Source organism: Bacillus cihuensis (genome assembly GCF_000504145.1).
Classification (GTDB): Bacteria; Bacillota; Bacilli; order Bacillales; family DSM-1321; genus Peribacillus; species Peribacillus huizhouensis.
This window is the reverse complement of sequence record NZ_KI632501.1, coordinates 65777-84539: the sequence shown is the minus strand read 5'-3', so window position 1 is coordinate 84539 and position 18763 is coordinate 65777. Positions and strand designations below refer to the sequence as shown.

24 protein-coding genes and 1 pseudogene are annotated in these 18763 nt (G+C 35.2%); 17 read left to right on the top strand and 8 right to left on the bottom strand.

All coding sequences use genetic code 11. The features are described 5' to 3' along the window. Positions 1–425: 425 nt before the first annotated feature. Positions 426–1421 carry an HAAS signaling domain-containing protein gene (locus V179_RS0126230; protein ID WP_028394078.1) on the bottom strand — a complete coding sequence of 332 codons (996 nt, stop codon included), beginning with the start codon at positions 1419–1421 and terminating at the stop codon, positions 426–428. Continuing rightward, positions 1408–1770, bottom strand: coding sequence for a PadR family transcriptional regulator (locus V179_RS0126225; protein WP_028394077.1), 363 nt, complete (start codon positions 1768–1770; stop codon positions 1408–1410). The genes V179_RS0126230 and V179_RS0126225 overlap by 14 nt, the downstream gene beginning before the upstream one ends. A gap of 352 nt (positions 1771–2122) precedes the next feature. On the opposite strand from V179_RS0126225, the gene V179_RS0126220 reads away from it, so the two are divergent. The 3 genes from V179_RS0126220 (at position 2123) to V179_RS0126210 (ending at position 5385) form a co-directional block, all read left to right on the top strand. Next, positions 2123–3265, top strand: coding sequence for a ParM/StbA family protein (locus V179_RS0126220; protein WP_028394076.1), 1143 nt, complete (start codon positions 2123–2125; stop codon positions 3263–3265). An 8-nt stretch (positions 3266–3273) separates the two neighbouring features. Next, on the top strand, positions 3274–3696 hold the full coding sequence (locus tag V179_RS28900; RefSeq protein WP_051405156.1) for a hypothetical protein: 423 nt from the start codon (positions 3274–3276) through the stop codon (positions 3694–3696). Between the two features lie 1005 nt (positions 3697–4701). Next, the gene (locus V179_RS0126210) at positions 4702–5385 is read left to right on the top strand and encodes a hypothetical protein (RefSeq protein WP_028394075.1); all 684 of its coding nucleotides are present in this window, start codon (positions 4702–4704) and stop codon (positions 5383–5385) included. Between the two features lie 387 nt (positions 5386–5772). Here the strand turns inward: V179_RS0126210 and V179_RS31885 are convergent. Both V179_RS31885 and V179_RS0126205 read right to left on the bottom strand, forming a co-directional pair. Further along, positions 5773–5898: pseudogene (locus tag V179_RS31885) on the bottom strand (transcriptional regulator); the annotation flags it as partial. 104 nt (positions 5899–6002) lie between these two features. Beyond that, positions 6003–6227: a helix-turn-helix domain-containing protein gene (locus V179_RS0126205; protein WP_028394074.1), complete on the bottom strand. Its 225-nt coding sequence runs from the start codon at positions 6225–6227 to the stop codon at positions 6003–6005. Positions 6228–6782: 555 nt separating this feature from the next. Between V179_RS0126205 and V179_RS0126200 the strand changes: the two genes are divergently transcribed. The 6 genes from V179_RS0126200 (at position 6783) to V179_RS30385 (ending at position 10751) form a co-directional block, all read left to right on the top strand. Then, positions 6783–7124 carry a hypothetical protein gene (locus V179_RS0126200; RefSeq protein ID WP_028394073.1) on the top strand — a complete coding sequence of 114 codons (342 nt, stop codon included), beginning with the start codon at positions 6783–6785 and terminating at the stop codon, positions 7122–7124. 81 nt (positions 7125–7205) lie between these two features. Beyond that, positions 7206–8366, top strand: a complete 1161-nt coding sequence (locus tag V179_RS0126195; RefSeq protein ID WP_028394072.1) for an FtsK/SpoIIIE domain-containing protein — start codon at positions 7206–7208, stop codon at positions 8364–8366. Beyond that, the gene (locus V179_RS0126190; protein WP_028394071.1) at positions 8366–9028 is read left to right on the top strand and encodes a replication-relaxation family protein; all 663 of its coding nucleotides are present in this window, start codon (positions 8366–8368) and stop codon (positions 9026–9028) included. The genes V179_RS0126195 and V179_RS0126190 overlap by 1 nt, the downstream gene beginning before the upstream one ends. Positions 9029–9362: 334 nt before the next feature. Next, complete coding sequence (locus V179_RS30395) at positions 9363–9512, top strand: YjcZ family sporulation protein (RefSeq protein WP_084552504.1); 150 nt, start codon at positions 9363–9365, stop codon at positions 9510–9512. Positions 9513–9834: 322 nt separating this feature from the next. Further along, complete coding sequence (locus tag V179_RS30390) at positions 9835–9957, top strand: YjcZ family sporulation protein (RefSeq protein ID WP_082191334.1); 123 nt, start codon at positions 9835–9837, stop codon at positions 9955–9957. Between the two features lie 629 nt (positions 9958–10586). Then, positions 10587–10751 carry a YjcZ family sporulation protein gene (locus tag V179_RS30385; protein ID WP_084552500.1) on the top strand — a complete coding sequence of 55 codons (165 nt, stop codon included), beginning with the start codon at positions 10587–10589 and terminating at the stop codon, positions 10749–10751. 645 nt (positions 10752–11396) lie between these two features. Here V179_RS30385 and V179_RS28895 read toward each other — a convergent pair. Then, entirely contained in the window at positions 11397–11657 is a 261-nt protein-coding gene (locus V179_RS28895; RefSeq protein WP_034302704.1) for a hypothetical protein, read from the bottom strand. 454 nt (positions 11658–12111) lie between these two features. Between V179_RS28895 and V179_RS30380 the strand changes: the two genes are divergently transcribed. Together V179_RS30380 and V179_RS0126155 are read left to right on the top strand one after the other, a co-directional pair. Then, entirely contained in the window at positions 12112–12228 is a 117-nt protein-coding gene (locus tag V179_RS30380) for a YjcZ family sporulation protein (protein ID WP_084552502.1), read from the top strand. Between the two features lie 281 nt (positions 12229–12509). Then, positions 12510–13073, top strand: coding sequence for a hypothetical protein (locus V179_RS0126155; RefSeq protein WP_051405155.1), 564 nt, complete (start codon positions 12510–12512; stop codon positions 13071–13073). Between the two features lie 320 nt (positions 13074–13393). On the opposite strand, the gene V179_RS29435 is transcribed toward V179_RS0126155, so the two are convergent. The 3 genes from V179_RS29435 to V179_RS0126140 all read right to left on the bottom strand — a co-directional run bounded on the left by V179_RS29435 (position 13394) and on the right by V179_RS0126140 (position 15092). After that, positions 13394–13852, bottom strand: coding sequence for a hypothetical protein (locus V179_RS29435; protein ID WP_051405154.1), 459 nt, complete (start codon positions 13850–13852; stop codon positions 13394–13396). A 240-nt stretch (positions 13853–14092) separates the two neighbouring features. Then, positions 14093–14509, bottom strand: coding sequence for a VOC family protein (locus V179_RS0126145; protein ID WP_028394068.1), 417 nt, complete (start codon positions 14507–14509; stop codon positions 14093–14095). Between the two features lie 253 nt (positions 14510–14762). Next, on the bottom strand, positions 14763–15092 hold the full coding sequence (locus V179_RS0126140) for a hypothetical protein (protein ID WP_028394067.1): 330 nt from the start codon (positions 15090–15092) through the stop codon (positions 14763–14765). Here V179_RS0126140 and V179_RS0126135 point away from each other — a divergent pair. The 6 genes from V179_RS0126135 (at position 15091) to V179_RS29430 (ending at position 18169) form a co-directional block, all read left to right on the top strand. Further along, positions 15091–15525 (top strand): hypothetical protein, encoded by a 435-nt coding sequence (locus V179_RS0126135; protein ID WP_235179270.1) that lies wholly within the window; start codon positions 15091–15093, stop codon positions 15523–15525. The two genes, V179_RS0126140 and V179_RS0126135, sit on opposite strands and share 2 nt — an antisense overlap. Positions 15526–15756: 231 nt before the next feature. Then, a complete protein-coding gene (locus tag V179_RS30375) occupies positions 15757–15873 on the top strand; it encodes a YjcZ family sporulation protein (protein WP_084552501.1) in 117 nt (38 codons plus the stop codon). Between the two features lie 524 nt (positions 15874–16397). Next, positions 16398–16727, top strand: a complete 330-nt coding sequence (locus tag V179_RS0126125) for a PadR family transcriptional regulator (protein ID WP_028394065.1) — start codon at positions 16398–16400, stop codon at positions 16725–16727. Beyond that, a complete protein-coding gene (locus tag V179_RS0126120) occupies positions 16720–17034 on the top strand; it encodes a DUF1048 domain-containing protein (protein WP_028394064.1) in 315 nt (104 codons plus the stop codon). Before V179_RS0126125 ends, V179_RS0126120 begins: the two co-directional genes overlap by 8 nt. A gap of 274 nt (positions 17035–17308) precedes the next feature. Continuing rightward, positions 17309–17617 carry a PepSY domain-containing protein gene (locus V179_RS0126115; RefSeq protein WP_028394063.1) on the top strand — a complete coding sequence of 103 codons (309 nt, stop codon included), beginning with the start codon at positions 17309–17311 and terminating at the stop codon, positions 17615–17617. Positions 17618–17692: 75 nt separating this feature from the next. Beyond that, positions 17693–18169 (top strand): DUF5342 family protein, encoded by a 477-nt coding sequence (locus V179_RS29430; protein WP_051405153.1) that lies wholly within the window; start codon positions 17693–17695, stop codon positions 18167–18169. Positions 18170–18763: the final 594 nt, after the last annotated feature.

Genomic DNA, 18763 nt, shown 5'->3' with positions numbered 1-18763 from the left:
CGTTCTCATTTTAAGACCCGGTTATACAAACGCTTTTAGGAGACTTTCTTTCTCCTTTTGAGTTAGCGGATGCAGTTATATTACTTGTTCCTAAAATTATGAGACTGAACATTAGTAATGAAAGAGAAAACCTTTGGTTCATTTCCATTCACCCATCCTAAAATTATAAGAGTATTTTGCCCAATACATTTTAAACTAACCATTATTCTAGTTACCTGCCTGTTTGTTCAATAAGAAAAAGGCAGCCACAGCAACCCCTTATCATGCTATAGCACCAGATAGTTTAAGTGCATTTACTCACATAGTTTAATAAAATCTTATTATAGATGTTTACTTTTTCATAAACGATGGATGCTAATGATAATTATTCATTAATAAACGCATGATTGAAAATAATCATATTCAACCATGCGTCATTGAAAATACTATTTTTTTCGTGCTCTAATAAATCCGTCCACAGCGTCCCACACTAAACCAAAAATAAGCAGAATGAGAATCCAAAATGTTAACTGATTCCACACCTTAGTTACGATATCAAACGCTTCAGAACCAACTGTAATTACACCAGCTTCTACCAATTCGCTCATAAATTCAGGATTCCAAAAATCAGGCCCGCTTATCATAAATAATATTGCCAACAATGAAACTGCATTCAAAATTGTCGTATAAATCGCTAACTTGTAAGTCCATTTTCCCGAAATGAGCTTTAAGCATTCTTTTATCATTCCAAACCCAAATATGAGAATAATAAACATTAAATACGAAACATACGATTGCTCATTCAAAAATGGAACTATGCCACTAAATTCGTCATGGAATACCCAAATTCCAAAATATTCACTTGAAAAGGCTAAAAATACAATGATAATAGCGTAAATAACAATCCCGACTATTGATTCCCCACGTTTGATTTGTCTTTTTTCATCCGGAATTGGAGGTAAATCGGATGGCTTCCACTCCTGCTTCTGCAAATCCCTTTGCTTGATACCGACCAACTCACCCATTGCAAAACTATATGTCGTCCAACCGAAAGCTATCGGAAGTCCAGTAACCAACGAAACAATCATTTCAATAAAATGATCCAGAATAGAAACAGGATTTAGTATAGTCTGGATTAAAAAGCCGACACCGATAGAGGCACCTACAACAATTAGAACAATCTTCAATATTAAAATATAGGTATCAAAAAGTTCTGGGCCAATTAAATATTTCTTTGCACCCCTATATTTATCGGCTAACTTCCTTGGGCTACCTAGTTCCAATAATACTTCCTCTACATCACTTGCTTTCAAACTTTCCCTTCCAACTCGTTCCTCCAGCATATCTTCTATTAACCCATGAAGCTCATTAGCGATATCCTTTCGCTGAGTTTGTGGCAGCTTTTGGATAACCGCATAAATATACCGATCAACCATCTCCATCCACATCATCTCCTTTATTTTCAATTAAATGATTTAGGCTAGCTCCAATACTTCTCCATTCAACAACAAGTAAATCAAAAACTTCTTTTCCCGTTTCACTCAGTAAATAATATTTCCTCGGTCTAGCTTCATTCGTATCCCATTTACTTACCAAGAGCCCTTGTTTTTCAAACCTTCTTAGCAATGGATATAATGTACCAGGCTCAACATGTATCCCCTTTTCACTAAGCATCGTTACAAGAGAATATCCATATTGTGGTTCAGAAAGTTGGCTTAGTACACCAATTGAAATTGTACCTCGTCTCAATTCCTGCAATATTTTATCTAAATGTTCATTTGCATTAGACATATGATCAACTCCTGATTTAATTATATTGTATGCCGCACACTATTATAAAGTTCGCATTATTTTACAATGTTTACAATATCCTTCTTCAACTATCCTGACAGTTAGCTTAAGTATATTTCTTCACAAACTTAACAATATTTCAACATAAATATCCAGTTTTCCTTAAAGGTTTTTTTCAATTATATGGCCCTTTAATTGAATATCATAACTAGCTTTTTTAAACACCCTTATTGTCACAAAATTCCCTTTGCATACATTTTGCATTCAAACTTGAAAATTGCATACAAAAAGCATACAATAGAGTTAGATTTAATATGAAAATAAATGAAACTAAGGAGGAATCTACTAAACTATGGCTAGATTCGTATCAATTGATATTGGAAATGATGCTGTTAAGGGCTTTTTAGGAGATCTTACTAACCGGATATACATACCCAACGTAATAGCAAATGTGCAAAATCGAGAAATTGTTGAAATGGAAAAAAATTCGTTACATGCCTTACACGTAGAAATTACATCCTCTGCTTTAAAAAATAAAAATGGTAGTTTTGCAGTCGGAAAACTGGCTTCTAAATACCCGAATAATGACGAATTGACTCCCGACCAGGATAAAGCCGACAGTGATCAACCAGTTATTATGTTATTAACAACCCTTGCTTATGATGCGATAGAGCAATTTCCAGAAGAAGATGGTGTAATAGAAGCAACTTATTATTTATCTACGGGATTGCCCTTAGATGAAACTAAACAAGGCAAAGCAAAAGATTTCAGAAAAAAGCTAAAAAACTCGCAGCATGAAGTAAAATTTTTAAAAACACCTTCACTAGAAGGAAAAATTGTGCGGATAAAGTTTGAACAAGTACTTGTAAATACAGAAGGATTTGCCGCATTTGTAGATTTAACGACAAATAATGATGGTTCCACTAAAAACGAAGAGCTTTTAGGAAAAACGATACTAATCAACGATATAGGCGGTCTTTCAACGGACTCTGCGATTATTACGGATGAAGCTGAAGTAGACAATGAATATAGCAACGGGATAAAAAGAGGTGTATCTACGTATTTAGATACTATAATTCGGAAGGTATATTCTAAATATAAATACTCTATTAAAAGCAGACGGACTCTAGTTGAAATCATCACAAACGAGCAACCCGAAGAACAATATCATATTTGGGTCAATGGAACTCGAGTTTCTATTAAAGATATCATTGATGAAGAATTATCTGTTTTAGCAAAAGAAGAATATAAGTTAATCAAAGATATGTGGCGTAATGTACCAGATATTCGACTTGCTTATCAAACAGGCGGTGGCTCCCTAGTCTTGAAGCCTTACCTTACTAAACTAAATCAAGATGATAAAAACTACCCTCTTCGATTCGTATCTGAAGACGATAGTGTATGGATGATTGCTCGTGCTTATTTCAAAATTCTACTTATGTATGCAAACACCAAAGGGATTACAACACAAAATACCACGTTAACAAAAGCGTGAACTGAAAAATGGGACAATTTGAGCCTGGAAAATCTCTTTCGTTTCGATTACCGTCTGATACCCCTTCACATGTACTTAAATACTTAACAGACAACAAGAAAGAAGCTGGTAGAAAATTTAGTAGCAATATAGCTTCGATTTTTATTGATGCTGTATCACAAAAAGCTTTAAGTATTTCAAACGGTAATCAAATGAACGTCCCCCTTCCTAAAGGGCTAACATCTGAAGAATTAGATTGGTTAAATCATCCGCATACAAAAGCATTAATTAGCCAGCTCCTATATCAAGTCGTTAAAAAACCTTATTCACCATTTGATCTAAATCATCAACCCGAAAAAATCGAGGCAGAAAATCCCCCTGCCTTTAAAGCGAATGCAGCCATTCAAAATTTCGCTCAAAAGGCATTCTTGGATTTTGACGACGACGATTAACCCCCTTCTATTCATAGGGGGTTTTTCATTAGACAAAAATATTCATAATTTGATATAAAAATTATGAATAACAGCTCAAATATTTTATAAATTAAGTCTACATATAGACCTCACACTACTGATACTCTACATATACACAATTTAATGTATTCCACATGTAGCTAGTTGTCTACATGTAGAGTTTTATAAATTCACTTTTTCACTACTGATGATGACAAGGATTAACCTCCTTAAATACATATCCTATTTTCCGCTAAACCTAAACAGTAGTTATCATTTGATTAAAGTATTGAAATATAGTTCAAATGCCGTTATAAATTCAATTCTACATATAGACTACACGCTACATACACTTTACAAATTCCTTGAAAATGTAGACCATTCGTGGGCAATGGTCTACAAATTGAATCTTATAAATACTCACTTTCATCACTGATGATAATAGGGTTTAGCTGTATTTACAGATGGAGATTTTCATGAACAATTTAGTCAGTCATAACTGGATGCAAGATACAATTGATAGCAAATCAAATACCTTTTTAATCAGGTGTACATATAGTCCACACGCTACATATACTTTACATCCTTCCTACAAATGTAGACCATACATAGCCAATGGTCTACATGTAGAATCTAATATATACTCATTTTTATTATTGACTCGTTACAGGATTTACCCACACTTACATAGGGAAGTTTTCTATAGACAAAAATAGTCATAATTTGTTGCAGGTTATTATGAATAGCAAGTCAAATACCTTATTAATTAGGGATACATATAGACCATACATTCATTACATGATGAATAGTAACCTTCAATATTTTATTTTATTTTAACTATCTATTATAATGTTTAGTGTTATTGTGTGCCACAAGTGGTCTATGGTCTACTTATAGACTAAATATAGGTCTAAAAATATCAGTAAAACAAATGGCGTCATAACTTTTTGAATGTCATCCAATAGAAACTCTATGCAAATAAAATTTAAAAAGGAGGTAAAAAAAATGAATGCTCCGAAGCATTGGAAAATTAGTGATTTTGTAGAAGAATTAAGAAAAAATCTAGATATCCCAAACATACATATTAATACAGTTGATGGCTGGTTTAAACGACTAGAAAATGATCGAATCCATTATATCAACCGTACTGTAGAAACAAATGAAAAAATTTATGATGAATTAGATTTGAAGATTGCCATTTTTATAAAGCAAAAAAGAGAAGAAAAGTGGGCCCTCGGAGCTATTTCTAGAGAGCTGACCAACTTTACGAGTTTAAGACCATTTCCTACCAAAGAAGAAAAACCAGCACCATATGTAGACAACATAGAGGCCCTAAAGAACCAAATTACTGAGGAAGTCAAAAAAACATTTGCAGAACTTGCTGCGACGCAAATGGAAGAACTAAAAAATCAATATAATCAATTACTAACTACTTTACCGAAGCAACCATCCCCAGAAGAACAAAGAACAAAACGATTTGAAGAGTTAATGCTACAAAAAAAAATCGAACGGAAACTCGAAGAAGATGCAGAAAAAATCTGGTCAGAACTTCCGGAAACAGAACGCCTGAAAAAGGTTGGATTCTTTAGGAAAGAAGTAGATTTAGAAAAGAAAAACGAGTTTATACGAAACTATAAGAATGACCATTTTGAAAGTTATTTAAAAACTGAAATGGGATTAGAAATATAATAAATTTAAACTTATTAACTGTTTATATGTAATTATTAAAAGTAAAACATAATGGTCACTTAAGAAACTCTCCCTTGAAGTATAAGGATTCTTGGGGGAGTTAGTTGATTCTGCTACTTTACTATTGCCTTGTTTATATTATATATTCTAGCGAGATTTATTTTAAAATAAACATTTAGAATAAATTTTTATTTATTATTAACTTAGAAGTCACCTTTACGTAATCTTCATTCCCCTACAAAGCACCATCCCCCAAACGCTATTTTATCGGCATTCATAGGGGAGAAAAGTAGAGACTTATCAACCTATTATACGTACTACAATGTGTTATGCCTCAGGAAGTGAATACAGAGTAAATGAACCATTATGGTTTCTGCCTCGTATTATTTACATACTCCAGAAGTCGTCATAATCCACCTTATATCCCGCTTTTTTCAATGCTTTAATAATCTTTGAGGCGTTCTTCATAGACGGTTTATTTTCATCTGACTGCGTTATTCTGCTAATACGACTGAATTTTAGGGGGGGGGGGGGAAGCCCAACAACCCCTAAGGTAAGATGTCCTTTTTTACTGCATTTCACATTTTAAATGGTGTTAGATGGCCTTTTTTAGACATCTATATATCAAAAAAATCTTCTGTTTTCGCGTTTGGATCCAGCTGCCGGATCGCCTTCATAATCTTCTTAATTGTGTTTGCTGTAGGGAGATAAGTGGAGTCTGAACAAATCTTCCCTACTGTATTCCGATTAACCTTTGAAACCTTTGATAGTTCTTGAATGGAATATCCGTGTTTCGCTATAAATTTCCCTACTTTTGATTGTGGCTTACCTAATCCCCACATGATTTTAACCTCCTGGTTAGACCTTCTTGAAAACCATCCTTGACCAAAATGCAAAAAAATATTCTCGTGATGCAAAAAAAAGTTTGCAACATGGACAAGCAGTGCAACATAGGCTCTTATCAAGGCAGGTGATTTGGTAGTTAGCAACTTCTGGCCAAAGTAATTACCAAAGTATCTACCTTGCTACCCTTACCAAAGTAATGAACCAATCCGGATTGATATAAAAGGAAATTCAAAAGTGTTTAGAATGAACCGAAAAGCGAATGGATGGGAGGGGAGAGTGCAAGAGGAGGAAAATAGAAATTCACCTAACTATCACCCTACTTTTACCTAACCTTTTTGATGCATCACGCAAGGTCACTCAAAGGAAGAAAAAAGGATACTTAAGAGGATACTGAGTATCCCGTTAAGTATCCTCTTAGGTATCCATTTTCACTCCATAAAACGTTTATATACCAAGGTTCACAAGATTTATGTAACTAATTCCCAAATGGTTAAAAATCAAGGTGTGACTTATTTCGTAATCCTGTGCACCTTTAAAAAGGGGTTTTGAACATGCCATTTTTACTTAATGTACCTTTGGTTGCGAATCGGATTGAAACTATAGATTTTAAAGCATTCATGAATAAAGATTGGGCAAAGAACGTCACGACTGGTAAAAATTCACCTGTCCTTTATTCACTCATCCCATTACATCCTGCAGCATTGATTGACCCAGTTTTCATCGGTATCGGTGCTGCTGTTCTCCTGATTGCGTTAATAGAAAAAGGGTTAGCTGATACAGGTAATGTTTCAATAGCAGCCCTTATCTCTGCTTTCCTTCGCATCGCTTTTCCCGCAGCTGGCATGGCAGCGTTATGGTACCTGGTCAATGATTTAAAATTCCTGTTCTGGTAGGTCTGGTCCACGATGTACAAGAGTAAAAACAGAAGTACATCCTGAACCAGCGTCTTAAATTAAATCATTCGAGGTGAGCATATGAAAATGTGGTTAGCGAAACATAGAGCAAAAGCAGAGCTTGTGAAAGCATTTAGGAATGGGGAAATAGGTAACCGGTATTCTTACGGGTCCAACTCTGGTCTTGTTTATCCAAAGATTCTTTCCGTGAATATCAGTCGGAAGGAAAAGTCGCTGACATATATATTTTCAATTCCTACTGGCATGGATCCAAAGGAAATTAAGAAGAAGGAATATTGTTTCATGCAAGTATTCGGAGAAAAGATTGAGATTAAAGGAGACACCAAGGTTTTTACTCTCAAGGTGTACGTAGGTAACGATTCAAACCTTATCCGTTATGACGCTGATTTGTTCCGAGAACAAGCGAATAAGATGCGTTTACCTATCGTCTGTGGTACTGATATGAACGGCGCTAACGTGCTATATGACATGGTGGAACACCCTCATTTGCTTATAGCAGGCGAAACAGGATCAGGTAAATCCACTCAACTGCGCTCAATTTTGAGCTCGTTAATCCAATTTAAAAATCCGGACCGCCTGCAGCTGTACTTATGTGATCTAAAGCGTTCTGAATTTCATATATTCCGCAGGGTGAAACATGTTCAATCCGTTCTTGTAAGTCCTGTCGTTATGACAGCAATGCTTGCGTACCTCAGCGAGGAATTAAAAAAACGTGGCGATTTGTTAGACGCTCACGAGTTATCGCATATCGATGATTTGCCAGACCCTCCACCTTATATTGTTCTTTGTATTGATGAAGTTGCTTTGTTACGAAAAGAGAAAGTAATCATGGCTATCGTAGAGGACATAAGCGCTATCGGCAGGGCTTTAGGCATCTTCTTAATCCTTTCCATGCAAAGACCAGATGCAAAACTCTTAGAGGGTGCTTTAAAGAACAATTTAACCGTTCGAATGGGGTTTAAGTGTGCTGACCTGATTAACGCAAGAATTATCGGTACACCGGGAAGTGAAAAATTGAAGGAAAACGGAAGGATGTTGCTAAAGTTGCAAGGTCAAGACGGATTAAAAGAGATACAGGCTCCATATTTATGCTTAGACGAGGCGAAAAGTATTTTAGAGAGTCATAAGTCACCTTTTACTAAAAAGCCTTTTAAGGAGCCTTCTAAGTCTTCTGACAATGATTCACAAATTATTGATTCTATATTCGAGGTGTTGGACTAATGAGAAAACGAGATTTGAACATTTTAGCTGACCTGACGCGTTTTCGCTGCATGACAAGGGACGACATTATCACTCTGCATTTCGAAGGTCTTCGGAACCCCATAACATGCTGCAATACGGTTCTGAAGAGGTTGCGAAGAGACGGTTACATTGAAGTGAATACATCGCAGCATCCATACATTTACTTTCCTTCTCCAACTTCCATAAAAAAAGACTCTGCAAAGATTCCACACTTCCTTAAAATCGTTGAATTTTATAAGTCACTGCTGAAATTTGAGCCATCCTCACAATTCATAGTCGAACCTAAATACGGAAAAGGTTATATGGAACCAGATGCTTTTATGATCTGGAAACGTGCGCCATTCTTCGTGGAAATTCAACGCTCAGTATATTCCGAAAAGGTTATGAATGAAAAGTTTATTCGCTATGTCACGTATTATATGAGTAATGAATGGAAGCAAGAATCGTGGCAGCCGGCTGACAAAAAGGTTTTCCCTAAGATTATCCTGATTACCGACACCCGCTATAATTTACCGCGTCATTCAGGCGTCCAATTCTTTCAAGTTCAGGATATAAAACAGTTTTTAGTGTTTGTTGCTAAAACAAGAGAGCAAAAAACAGAATCGCCAAATATAAACGAAATCAAGATAAATATTGGGTAACGGGAGGAGAGGAGCCAATGTCTCCTCCTTCCTTAGTTAAAATAAGGAGTTTTTCTGAATGTATGATTTTCGTTATTTTCATACATTGAAAAGACCACCAAATTGGTGATCGATATCGATATTTTTTGTCTGGAGTGAGGTCTATAACCATTTCTATTTTCTATGCTATGCATTCATTTAGTGAATGAGCTTATCTTCACTAAAAATACAGTTAAAAGGCCTATTTCATCATATAAACATGCTTATATTTGTGTCTTTTCACTATTTTAAACATACAATTAAGTACACATGCACGTAGTAAGTTCCTCCTAAAAACAAAAGGAGATGTTTGTATATGTCAGGTTGTGTAGATGGCGGTCGTGGATTTGGTGGCGGTTTTGCCTTTATAGTGGTTTTGTTTATCCTCTTAATCATCGTCGGCTGTAGTTGTGTCGGTGGATTCGGCGGCGGCGGTTACGGGGGCGGTTACGGAGGATTCTGCTAAATAAATAACAAAAGGGCGACTAACATAGGTCGTCCTTCTTTAAATTAAGATTGCTGACTTATTTATGGTGAATTGGTTTCATTCTTTTGGTTCCACAAAGACCTCCCAATAAGGAGGTCTTTGTGATATTTTTTTATGTCTGGGTTGGGTCTATACCTATGCTATGCATTCATTTGGTAAATGAGCTTATCTTCACTAAAAATACAGTTAAAAGGCCTATTTCATCATATAAACAAGCTTATATTTGTGTCATTTCATTATTTTAAACATACAATTAATTATCCCATGTAGTACCTCCTTTAGAAAAAGGAGATGTTTATATATGTCAGGTTTTGTTGATGGCGGTTGCGGCGGTGGATTCGGCGGCGGCTTTGCCTTGATTATCGTATTGTTTATCCTCTTAATCATTATTGCCTGTAGTTGCGGCGGCGGAGGATTCTTTTAAGAAGTAAGGACGACCGTTATGGTCGTCCTTCTTTAAATTTAAGGTGGTTAATGCAACCTTTACATTTTTGCAGACCACCAATAAGGGTCTTTTTCTTGAACTGATGTCACCATATATTCCTATAAGCTAGTTTAAAAAACTCCTCTTATTTTATTAAGAAGAGTTTACATAATCACGCTTTCAGAAAGTAACCATACCAAAACCCCCTCGAGTACCCAGGAGGTTAACGTCTTTTATTTTTATTGTTTATGCATGATTTTATATATCGTTGGTACATCAGCATTTTCGACTTCTGAAGAAACCTCTCAATTGCATAAAAAATGCTAGTTTTAAACTAATAAAAAAGGACATTTCATCTAATCCCTCTCCCTGGTATCGGCCCCACCTACGCCAGATACTATGACGGCCACACATGCCATCCAACCCATTATCATTATAATAGAAAGCGCTTACATATTCAATTATTAATAGAACACAAGTTTCGACATAAAAATGGAAATCCTTATCAAAGTACATTTTAGGTCTTTGATTCATACATATTTGTGTCACTTTATTAGTTTCAAACATACACTAAATTAGCCCACGCAAGTAGTTAGTACCTCCTTTATAACAAAAGGAGATGTTTGTATATGTCAGGTTGTGTAGATGGCGGTTTTGGTTTTGGTGGCGGTTTTGCCTTTATAGTGGTTTTGTTTATCCTCTTAATCATCGTCGGCTGTAGTTGTGTCGGTGGATTTGGCGGCGGCTATGGCTACGGGGGCGGTTACGGAGGAGGCTACGGGGGCTTCTGCTAATAAGTAACAAAAAGGACGACCATCATAGGCCGTCCTTCTTTAAATTTAAAATGGGTATTAAATGAAGAATGCTGAATATCAAGACCATGTTTATAGTAAATGGGTTTCATTCTCTTAGTTCGTCCAGATAATAAAAAAGGAGCTCTTGATCCGCTCCTGGGATTTAAGTAAAGCATCTGTAATATTATTTAATAAGGCTAACAAGAACCATCTCAGTAATGTCCACCATACCCCATGCCGTAGCCATAACCTCCAACTTGTCTTTCCATTTTATATCTCCTCCTCAAATTGTTTCAAAAATAGTGTATGTGTCCATATTCAATGAGGGGTAGGTATTTGCCTATTTGTAAAGGATGTATGCTTGGTTGTTATTATATTTGAGGTATAGTCATAACCTATCATTGTACTAGCTTTCACAAGACAATAGCAACAGTCAACGATTTACTGTTTTCTCTACTAACCCTCTCCTAATAGAAGAAGGAGTTTTTCTGAATGTATGATTTTGTATATTTTCGTACATAAAAAACACCCTAAATGTTGATTAGGGGTCTGGAAGAATGAGGATTTTGTTAAAAGAAAATGATACTAAGTATATGTTTAAGCATTTAACCCCCCCCCAAAAAAATAGGAGGTCTTGGTTGTCTTTTATAAAAAGCGATGTTTCATGCCATGCATCATTTCTGGCATATTAATTAATACAGATTGTGACTGGATAACACCGTCATGATGTGGGTGATGATGACCATGATGATGGTGTAAGTGATGATAGTGATAGTCAATCATTCCATAAGGATGATGTCCGTACCCCGAAGTATATGGGCTATATCCCATTCCATAAGAAGGATAATGGTATCCCATAGCAAGGCTGTATCCCATTCCATACCAGTCTCTTGTATCCTGTAGCATTATTTTCATCTACTTTTTTTGAAGAAGGATTGTGTCCCTGTTATGCTATGCCCTAATTGAGTCAATGAGCTTATCTTGACTCTAAATGGGTGATTACCTAAAAACTTATTAACTAAAAAATAAAGTCTAATATGATCGCTCATAATACTTGATTTATATAAGTTAAATTGTGTTATCCTAATCTGGATAACCCCTAAAGATATAAACAAAGACCCCCTTATTTGGAGGTCTTTGTGTTTTTATGCGAGTCGGTATTTCTTGTCTGGAGTTGGGAGTCTATACCCACTTCTATGCTATGTATTCATTTAGTAAATGAGCTTATCTTCACTAAAAATACAGTTAAAAGGCCTATTTCATCATATAAACATGCTTATATTTGTGTCATTTCATTATTTTAAACATACAATTAATTAGCCCATGTAGTACCTCCTTTAGAAAAAGGAGATGTTTATATATGTCAGGTTGTGTAGATGGCGGTCGTGGATTTGGTGGCGGTTTTGCCTTTATAGTGGTTTTGTTTATCCTCTTAATCATCGTCGGCTGTAGTTGCGGCGGCGGAGGATTCTTTTAAGAAGTAAGGACGACCGTTATGGTCGTCCTTCTTTAAATTTAAGGTGGTTAATGCAATCTTTACATTTTTACAGACCACCAAAAAGGGTCTTCTTCTTGAACTGATGTCACCAGTATTCCTATAAGCTAGTTTAAAAAACTCTCCTCTTATTTTATTAAGAAGAATTTACATAATCACCCTTATAGGAATAATCATGAGAACTTGAATAAAATACTAGATACTCTATAAATGGTTACGTAATATATAATGGAATTATTCTGTATTAGAAAGTAGGTCATTGTTTGAGAAAATTTATCCTCTATATATTATTTTTTCTTCTCATTTTCGATATTTTTCATTTGATTTATCGAATAAAGCAATACAATCTTGCTAATTTAGATTATGGTGATTCTCTTTCAATAATCACACTTTTAATTGCAATTTTGTTAATCATTCAATTAAATAGGCCAAAGAAAAAATTAACAAAATTTAAGCATTTCCATTGGGAAGCCTTTAATGCCGAAGAGAGAAAAGAGTATGAAAAAGCTCTTCAAATTAGAGAAGAAGGTTTAAGATTAACCACTCTAAATAATCTTCAACGCGCAGAGCTTTACTTGGGAAATGGAGGCACTTATCTATATCTGAATGATTATGAAAAAGCCACATATTACTTTGATAAATCCTTTGAACTAGCTAAGCAAGAGAATTTCCCATACGATGATCAATACGTAACGATTATTGAAAGTTATGTAAAGGCTAATAGAAAAAATGACGCTATTAATTTAGTTGAAGACTTATTGAAAAGACAATCTTATAATAAAAAATTTAAAAAGCTAGAACCCGTAAGAGATAGATTATTAATGTAATTCTAAGTATATGCTCTATACAAATCGAGTTTACATAAAGTCAATTTTCGGAAGTTCCGAAACATAAAATCCCTTGGTGCTCAAGGGGTTCCGAATGGTCCATTTTACTCGTTTATACATGATTTTATACATCGTTGCTGAATCAACATTTTCGGCTTCTGAAGAATCCTCGTAACTGCATAAAAAAGGGGTGTTTTATGCATATTTTTCTTTCAAGATCGCACCCATTAATATAATTCTAATACCTAAACGAGTAGAACAAATGCTTATTTCAGCGTGTCAAAAATCCAATAACAGTACAGTTGAAAAGCTAAGAAACCTTAATTAAAACGTGATTCAACTAATTCAATCAATTTATCGGTCTTTTCTTCTGAAACCGTATAAATGGTTTGGGTATCTTCCGTTTTCATAAATGTACTTCTTTGTCCTTTTTCACCTACCCACAAATACAAACTTTGGTGATTTCCTTTGTCATAAACGACTTCCAAATAAAATTCGGGGTCAGCCATATCAACTTTGCCAGGTTCTTTTACTGCACTTGAAAAGATGTCTTGAAAGGCTTTTAAGGATTCTTTGTCATCAAAAGTGATTTCATTGAAGCCTTTTGGTTTTGAAATGCTGATGCTTTTAAAATCACTGTCGATTGATAGCTTTTTATTGTTTTCTGATTTAGTAGACGGATTAACATTGGTTTCGGTAGAGATATTTTCTTTCGGTTGACACCCTAATAACCCAATTGTTAAAAGGGTTAAAGACAAAATTAAACTAATTTTTTTCAATATCATCACTCCCTTATAGAGTTAAATTTCGTTTTCTTTCACTTATTTCCTTCTATCCTTCTTGCATTAAACTGTATGTTAGTTGAATAAAGTTTTTTCTGAATGTAAGATTTTAGATAAATTCATACATAAAAAGGCCGTCATTTGGCAGCCTTTTTATGGCGCTATCGCACCCGGTAGTTAAGTAACTTTATTTGACTTTCTGTTTAAACACTCGTCACGAAATGGCGAATCGGGTTTTCAGCCTTGCGCCATTTTGCTCATATCCATATACAACGCGTTCCACCGATGACCGTCCGGATCGGCAAAACCGCAGCCGTACATCCAGCCACCTTTTTCGCCCGGCTTGCTGAATACAGTGCCGCCGGCACGTTCGGCTTTCAAGGCGAACTCATCAACTTCATCCCTGGAGTTCGCCCCCAGAGTGAATAACACTTCAGTACCCTGCCACGAATCCGCAACCGCATTACCAGCAAAACCGCGGAACGCTGATTCCGGGAAGAGCATCAAAACAACCTGATTGTCGCCGACGATCAAGCTGAATGAGCCGTCCTGACTCGCATACTGATCATTCAACCGAAAACCGAGCTGGGTATAAAACGCCTTTGCCCGTTCTGGTTCTCGCACTGGCAGGTTCAACCATAATTCTCTCGGCATACCTAACAACCTCCTGATATAGAGATGCAGTAATCACTCACCCCTATATAATTTCAATGCTTATTATAATCTTTCCATCTTGTTTGGAAAAAAATCCTTATTCAACTATCCTGCCCAGTTAGTTGAATAAGAGATTTTTTCAAATGTATGATTTTGTATATTATCGTACATTGAAAATATTTAAGAGTATGTTTACATTAAATTTCACAATAAATTGTTACTTTCATAAAATGACTATGTATAAATAACTACTTTATAAAGGAGACAAACAATAAATGATGCCATATTCTAGCATGCCTTCTCCAATGTATTCAGGACAGCAAATGAGGCCATATTCTAGCATACCTTCTCCAATGTATTCAGGACAGCAAATGAGGCCATATTCTAGCATACCTTCTCCAATGTATTCAGGACAGCAAATGAGGCCATATTCTAGCATACCTTCTCCAATGTATTCAGGACAGCAAATGAGGCCATATTCTAGCATACCTTCTCCAATGTATTCAGGACAGCAAATGAGGCCATATTCTAGCATACCTTCTCCAATGTATTCAGGACAGCAAATGAGGCCATATTCTAGCATGTCTTCTCCAATGTATTCGGAACAGCAAATGATGCCTAGAGAAATGCAAATGGTACCTCATCCTATTCTTCTTGTTGCAAGACAAACTGCTCCTAATCAAATTGAAATAGTTTATGACCAGCCTACTGATTTGGAATCTGCTACAAATGTAAGAAATTACTGGATTAGAAATAATTTAGATAGACCCTCAGACATTGCTACTGTTGCAAGGGATGACATGATGCTCCTTCCAACGAATAGTCTTACATCTAATATGGCAATGATTACGCCTGTTGATAATTCAAGAACAAGGTTCATGATTACTTTTAACATGAATGCTACACCTGGGGTTCAATACACGGTGTTGCCTTGCTTTGTTAATTTACGAGGTAAAAAAGGTTTTAGGGGAGAAAATTGGGGTCCAGAAAGTAGAAACACTTTTACAGCTCAATAAACAGAGGACTTATAATCAATTGCACCCGTAGAATAAGGATAGCAGCATCATTTCATGCATCATATGAATGGATTTATCTTCACTCAAAATAGGTGATTACCTATTAAATAAAAAGTCCTGAATCATATAAATATGCGTATATTTGTGTCACTTCATTATTTTCAACATACTATTAATTAGCCCATGCAAGTAGTAAGTACCTCCTCTAAAACAAAAAGGAGATGTATGTAGATGTCAGGTTGTGTAGATGGCGGCTTTGGTGGCGGCTTTGCTTTAATAATTGTATTGTTTATCCTCTTAATTATTATTGGTGCTAGCTTCTGTGGTGGTGGATTCGGCGGATTCTAATAATAAATAAGTAACAAAAAGGATGTCCTTCAATGGCCGTCCTTTTTAAAATTAAAACTGGTTATTAAACCTACTCCTTAGTTGAACAAGGGTTTTTTCTGAATGTATGATTTTAGATATTTTCGCACAATGAAAAGACCACCAAATCGGTGGTCACGTTGTTGAATTAAAGCAGATAATATAAAAGCGAAATGTAAAAATTGGACAATTGTTTATCGTAATGAATGTTAAAATTCAATCGAATGAAAAGCTAAGAAATGATGTGAGTAGGACTTTCCGAAATTGGATGTCCTATTTTTTTTTGAATTTTACGATTTAGGTCATGAAAAATTTCAAAAGCAACACTAAATAATCAATTCGACATGCTTTTTTATTTTGGTTTCTAATTGTCCTTATAAATATTTATCAATTTAGTTCATTTAATTATAACCTTAAAAATACAAAAAATATTTGACACATTTTCACTACATCGTAATACTATATAGTATTACTAAGTGATGCAGAGTAGTGTGAAAGGAGGAAATATGAAGAATTTAACTGAAATGCTTAAGGGAGTTCTTGAAGGAGTAGTCCTTCAAAAGATTCAAACAGGTGAAACCTATGGGTATGAAATAACTAGGTATCTAAATGAGTTAGGTTTTGATGATATTGTGGAAGGAACTGTCTATACCATTCTTGTTCGAATAGAGAAAAAAGGACTAGTGGAGGTTGAGAAGAAAAAATCTGAGCTTGGGCCCGCGAGAAAATTCTATACACTAAATGCCAAAGGAAAACAAGAATTAAATGATTTTTGGCTACGCTGGTCATTTTTAGAAAAAAAAATGAATGAAATAAAGGAGCAAAGAGATGTTTAAAAAGATGATTCAAGAAAAACGAGAATATCGTGCATATAAAAAAAGAGTGAATGAACTACCTGAAGAATACAAAAAGGCTATGAAAGCAATTGAAAATTATATGTGGAACTTTGCTAGGGGAGCAGGCATGTTAGAGCTTTTAAAGAAAATTTTAGAGATGTTCGAAAATAGTGCCAGTGATGGAATAAGCGTAAGAAATGTAGTAGGAAATGATATAGCAGAATTTGCAGACACATTCCTAGCCGAGTTTCCAGAAGAAACATGGATTGACAAATTAAGAAAGAAATTAAGAGATGCTATTAAATAAAGGGGAGAAAACCTAGTTAGTTGAAGTAGAGGGCTTTCTAAATGTATGTTTTTGTTTATTATCGTACATTCATTACGTTATGAACGCCAAGCTAAAACCCCCATTCAATTAATTGAATGGGGGTTTTTATTAGTTTTACCTACTAGATCAAAGTCAAAAAACGCAAACTTGATATTCGTTTACTTTTCTAAGAGTATTTTAAGGTTCTTCTTCTTTTTCTTTAAACTCGAGAGGTTATGATAACAATACAAACAACACAAGGAGGTTATCAAGCATGAACTTGATATCAATGCTATTAACAGGTACTTTAATCGCGGGTGGTCTAGGAGCTCATACACTGCTTGATAATCAACCGGTAACTGAACAAACAAATGCGCCCTCACAAACAATTAATGAATTACAAGCAAAGACTATTGCCTTAGACACATCAAAAGGCGGTCTAGTAACGAATACTCAAACCGTTGAAAATTATGGAAGTAAAACATACAAGATTTCTATTGTAAATCAAGATACAGAATACACGGTGGATATTGATGCATCAACAGGAGATGCTTTGATCGTTAATCAACAGATGAAAGAGTGAAGTAACCACGGTATAGACGATTTAAAACCATTTATGGAAAAGTTCAATGAGTAATTATCTTAGGAGGTTTTTATAATGATTAAAGATTTTAACATAAAACTATTGTTTGAAGATCAAGTTCATGAACGTCATCAGTTTTCGTTAACCTTTGAAGGCGATAATTATCAAGGGATTTTCTACGATGGAGAAATTCAGTGGTTTCATCCTCAACCTAAACATAATCTTGGTGAAGATGACCTTCAAAACTTGGAATCGAAAGTGTATGACTTAATGACAAACCACGTATATCAAGATTTTAAAGTAAAACCATTGTTTGAAGATCAAGTTCATGAACGTCATCAGTTTTCGTTAACCTTTGAAGGCGATAATTATCAAGGGATTTTCTACGATGGAGAAATTCAGTGGTTTCATCCTCAACCCCAAAATAACCTTGAAGGAGACGACCTTCAAGATTTGGAATCGAAAGTGTATGACTTGATGACTAACTACGTATATCAAGATTTTAAAGGCAAATCATTGTTCGAAAATCAAGTTCCTGAATGTCATCAATAGACTAAATATATAAGAGGTGGGTATCTAAATGATGCCTACCTTTTTTGTTCCTAAAACATCCAGGGGGGTTCTATTAGTTCTACATACTTCTTTTACTATTCTAAAGGTTCTAAAAACGCCATAAGCACCAAGGTGGTTAACGTCTTCGTTGTTATTGTTTATTCATGATTTTATATATCACTTCTGAAGAAACCTCTCAACTGCATAAAAAATGCTAGTTTTAAACAAATAAAAAAGGACATGTCATCTAAGCCCTCTCCCTGGTATCGGCCCCACCTACGCCAGATACTATGACGGCCACACATGCCATCCAACCCATTATCATTATAATAGAAAGCGCTTACATATTCAATTATTAATAGAACACAAGTTTCGACATAAAAATGGAAATCCTTATCAAAGTACATTTTAGGTCTTTGATTCATGCCTATTTGTGTCACTTTATTAGTTTCAAACATACACTAAATTAGCCCACGCAAGTAGTTAGTACCTCCTTTATAACAAAAGGAGATGTTTGTATATGTCAGGTTGTGTAGATGGCGGTTTTGGTTTTGGGGGCGGTTTTGCCTTTATAGTGGTTTTGTTTATCCTCTT

Coding starts and splice junctions, on each gene's coding strand:
- V179_RS0126230 (WP_028394078.1), bottom strand. CDS start 1,421: ATGGAGATGGTTGATCGGTATATTTATGCGGTTATCCAAAAGCTGCCA.
- V179_RS0126225 (WP_028394077.1), bottom strand. CDS start 1,770: ATGTCTAATGCAAATGAACATTTAGATAAAATATTGCAGGAATTGAGA.
- V179_RS0126220 (WP_028394076.1), top strand. CDS start 2,123: ATGGCTAGATTCGTATCAATTGATATTGGAAATGATGCTGTTAAGGGC.
- V179_RS28900 (WP_051405156.1), top strand. CDS start 3,274: ATGGGACAATTTGAGCCTGGAAAATCTCTTTCGTTTCGATTACCGTCT.
- V179_RS0126210 (WP_028394075.1), top strand. CDS start 4,702: ATGAATGCTCCGAAGCATTGGAAAATTAGTGATTTTGTAGAAGAATTA.
- V179_RS0126205 (WP_028394074.1), bottom strand. CDS start 6,227: ATGTGGGGATTAGGTAAGCCACAATCAAAAGTAGGGAAATTTATAGCG.
- V179_RS0126200 (WP_028394073.1), top strand. CDS start 6,783: ATGCCATTTTTACTTAATGTACCTTTGGTTGCGAATCGGATTGAAACT.
- V179_RS0126195 (WP_028394072.1), top strand. CDS start 7,206: ATGAAAATGTGGTTAGCGAAACATAGAGCAAAAGCAGAGCTTGTGAAA.
- V179_RS0126190 (WP_028394071.1), top strand. CDS start 8,366: ATGAGAAAACGAGATTTGAACATTTTAGCTGACCTGACGCGTTTTCGC.
- V179_RS30395 (WP_084552504.1), top strand. CDS start 9,363: ATGTCAGGTTGTGTAGATGGCGGTCGTGGATTTGGTGGCGGTTTTGCC.
- V179_RS30390 (WP_082191334.1), top strand. CDS start 9,835: ATGTCAGGTTTTGTTGATGGCGGTTGCGGCGGTGGATTCGGCGGCGGC.
- V179_RS30385 (WP_084552500.1), top strand. CDS start 10,587: ATGTCAGGTTGTGTAGATGGCGGTTTTGGTTTTGGTGGCGGTTTTGCC.
- V179_RS28895 (WP_034302704.1), bottom strand. CDS start 11,657: ATGCTACAGGATACAAGAGACTGGTATGGAATGGGATACAGCCTTGCT.
- V179_RS30380 (WP_084552502.1), top strand. CDS start 12,112: ATGTCAGGTTGTGTAGATGGCGGTCGTGGATTTGGTGGCGGTTTTGCC.
- V179_RS0126145 (WP_028394068.1), bottom strand. CDS start 14,509: ATGCCGAGAGAATTATGGTTGAACCTGCCAGTGCGAGAACCAGAACGG.
- V179_RS0126135 (WP_235179270.1), top strand. CDS start 15,091: ATGTCTTCTCCAATGTATTCGGAACAGCAAATGATGCCTAGAGAAATG.
- V179_RS0126140 (WP_028394067.1), bottom strand. CDS start 15,092: ATGCTAGAATATGGCCTCATTTGCTGTCCTGAATACATTGGAGAAGGT.
- V179_RS30375 (WP_084552501.1), top strand. CDS start 15,757: ATGTCAGGTTGTGTAGATGGCGGCTTTGGTGGCGGCTTTGCTTTAATA.
- V179_RS0126125 (WP_028394065.1), top strand. CDS start 16,398: ATGAAGAATTTAACTGAAATGCTTAAGGGAGTTCTTGAAGGAGTAGTC.
- V179_RS0126120 (WP_028394064.1), top strand. CDS start 16,720: ATGTTTAAAAAGATGATTCAAGAAAAACGAGAATATCGTGCATATAAA.
- V179_RS0126115 (WP_028394063.1), top strand. CDS start 17,309: ATGAACTTGATATCAATGCTATTAACAGGTACTTTAATCGCGGGTGGT.
- V179_RS29430 (WP_051405153.1), top strand. CDS start 17,693: ATGATTAAAGATTTTAACATAAAACTATTGTTTGAAGATCAAGTTCAT.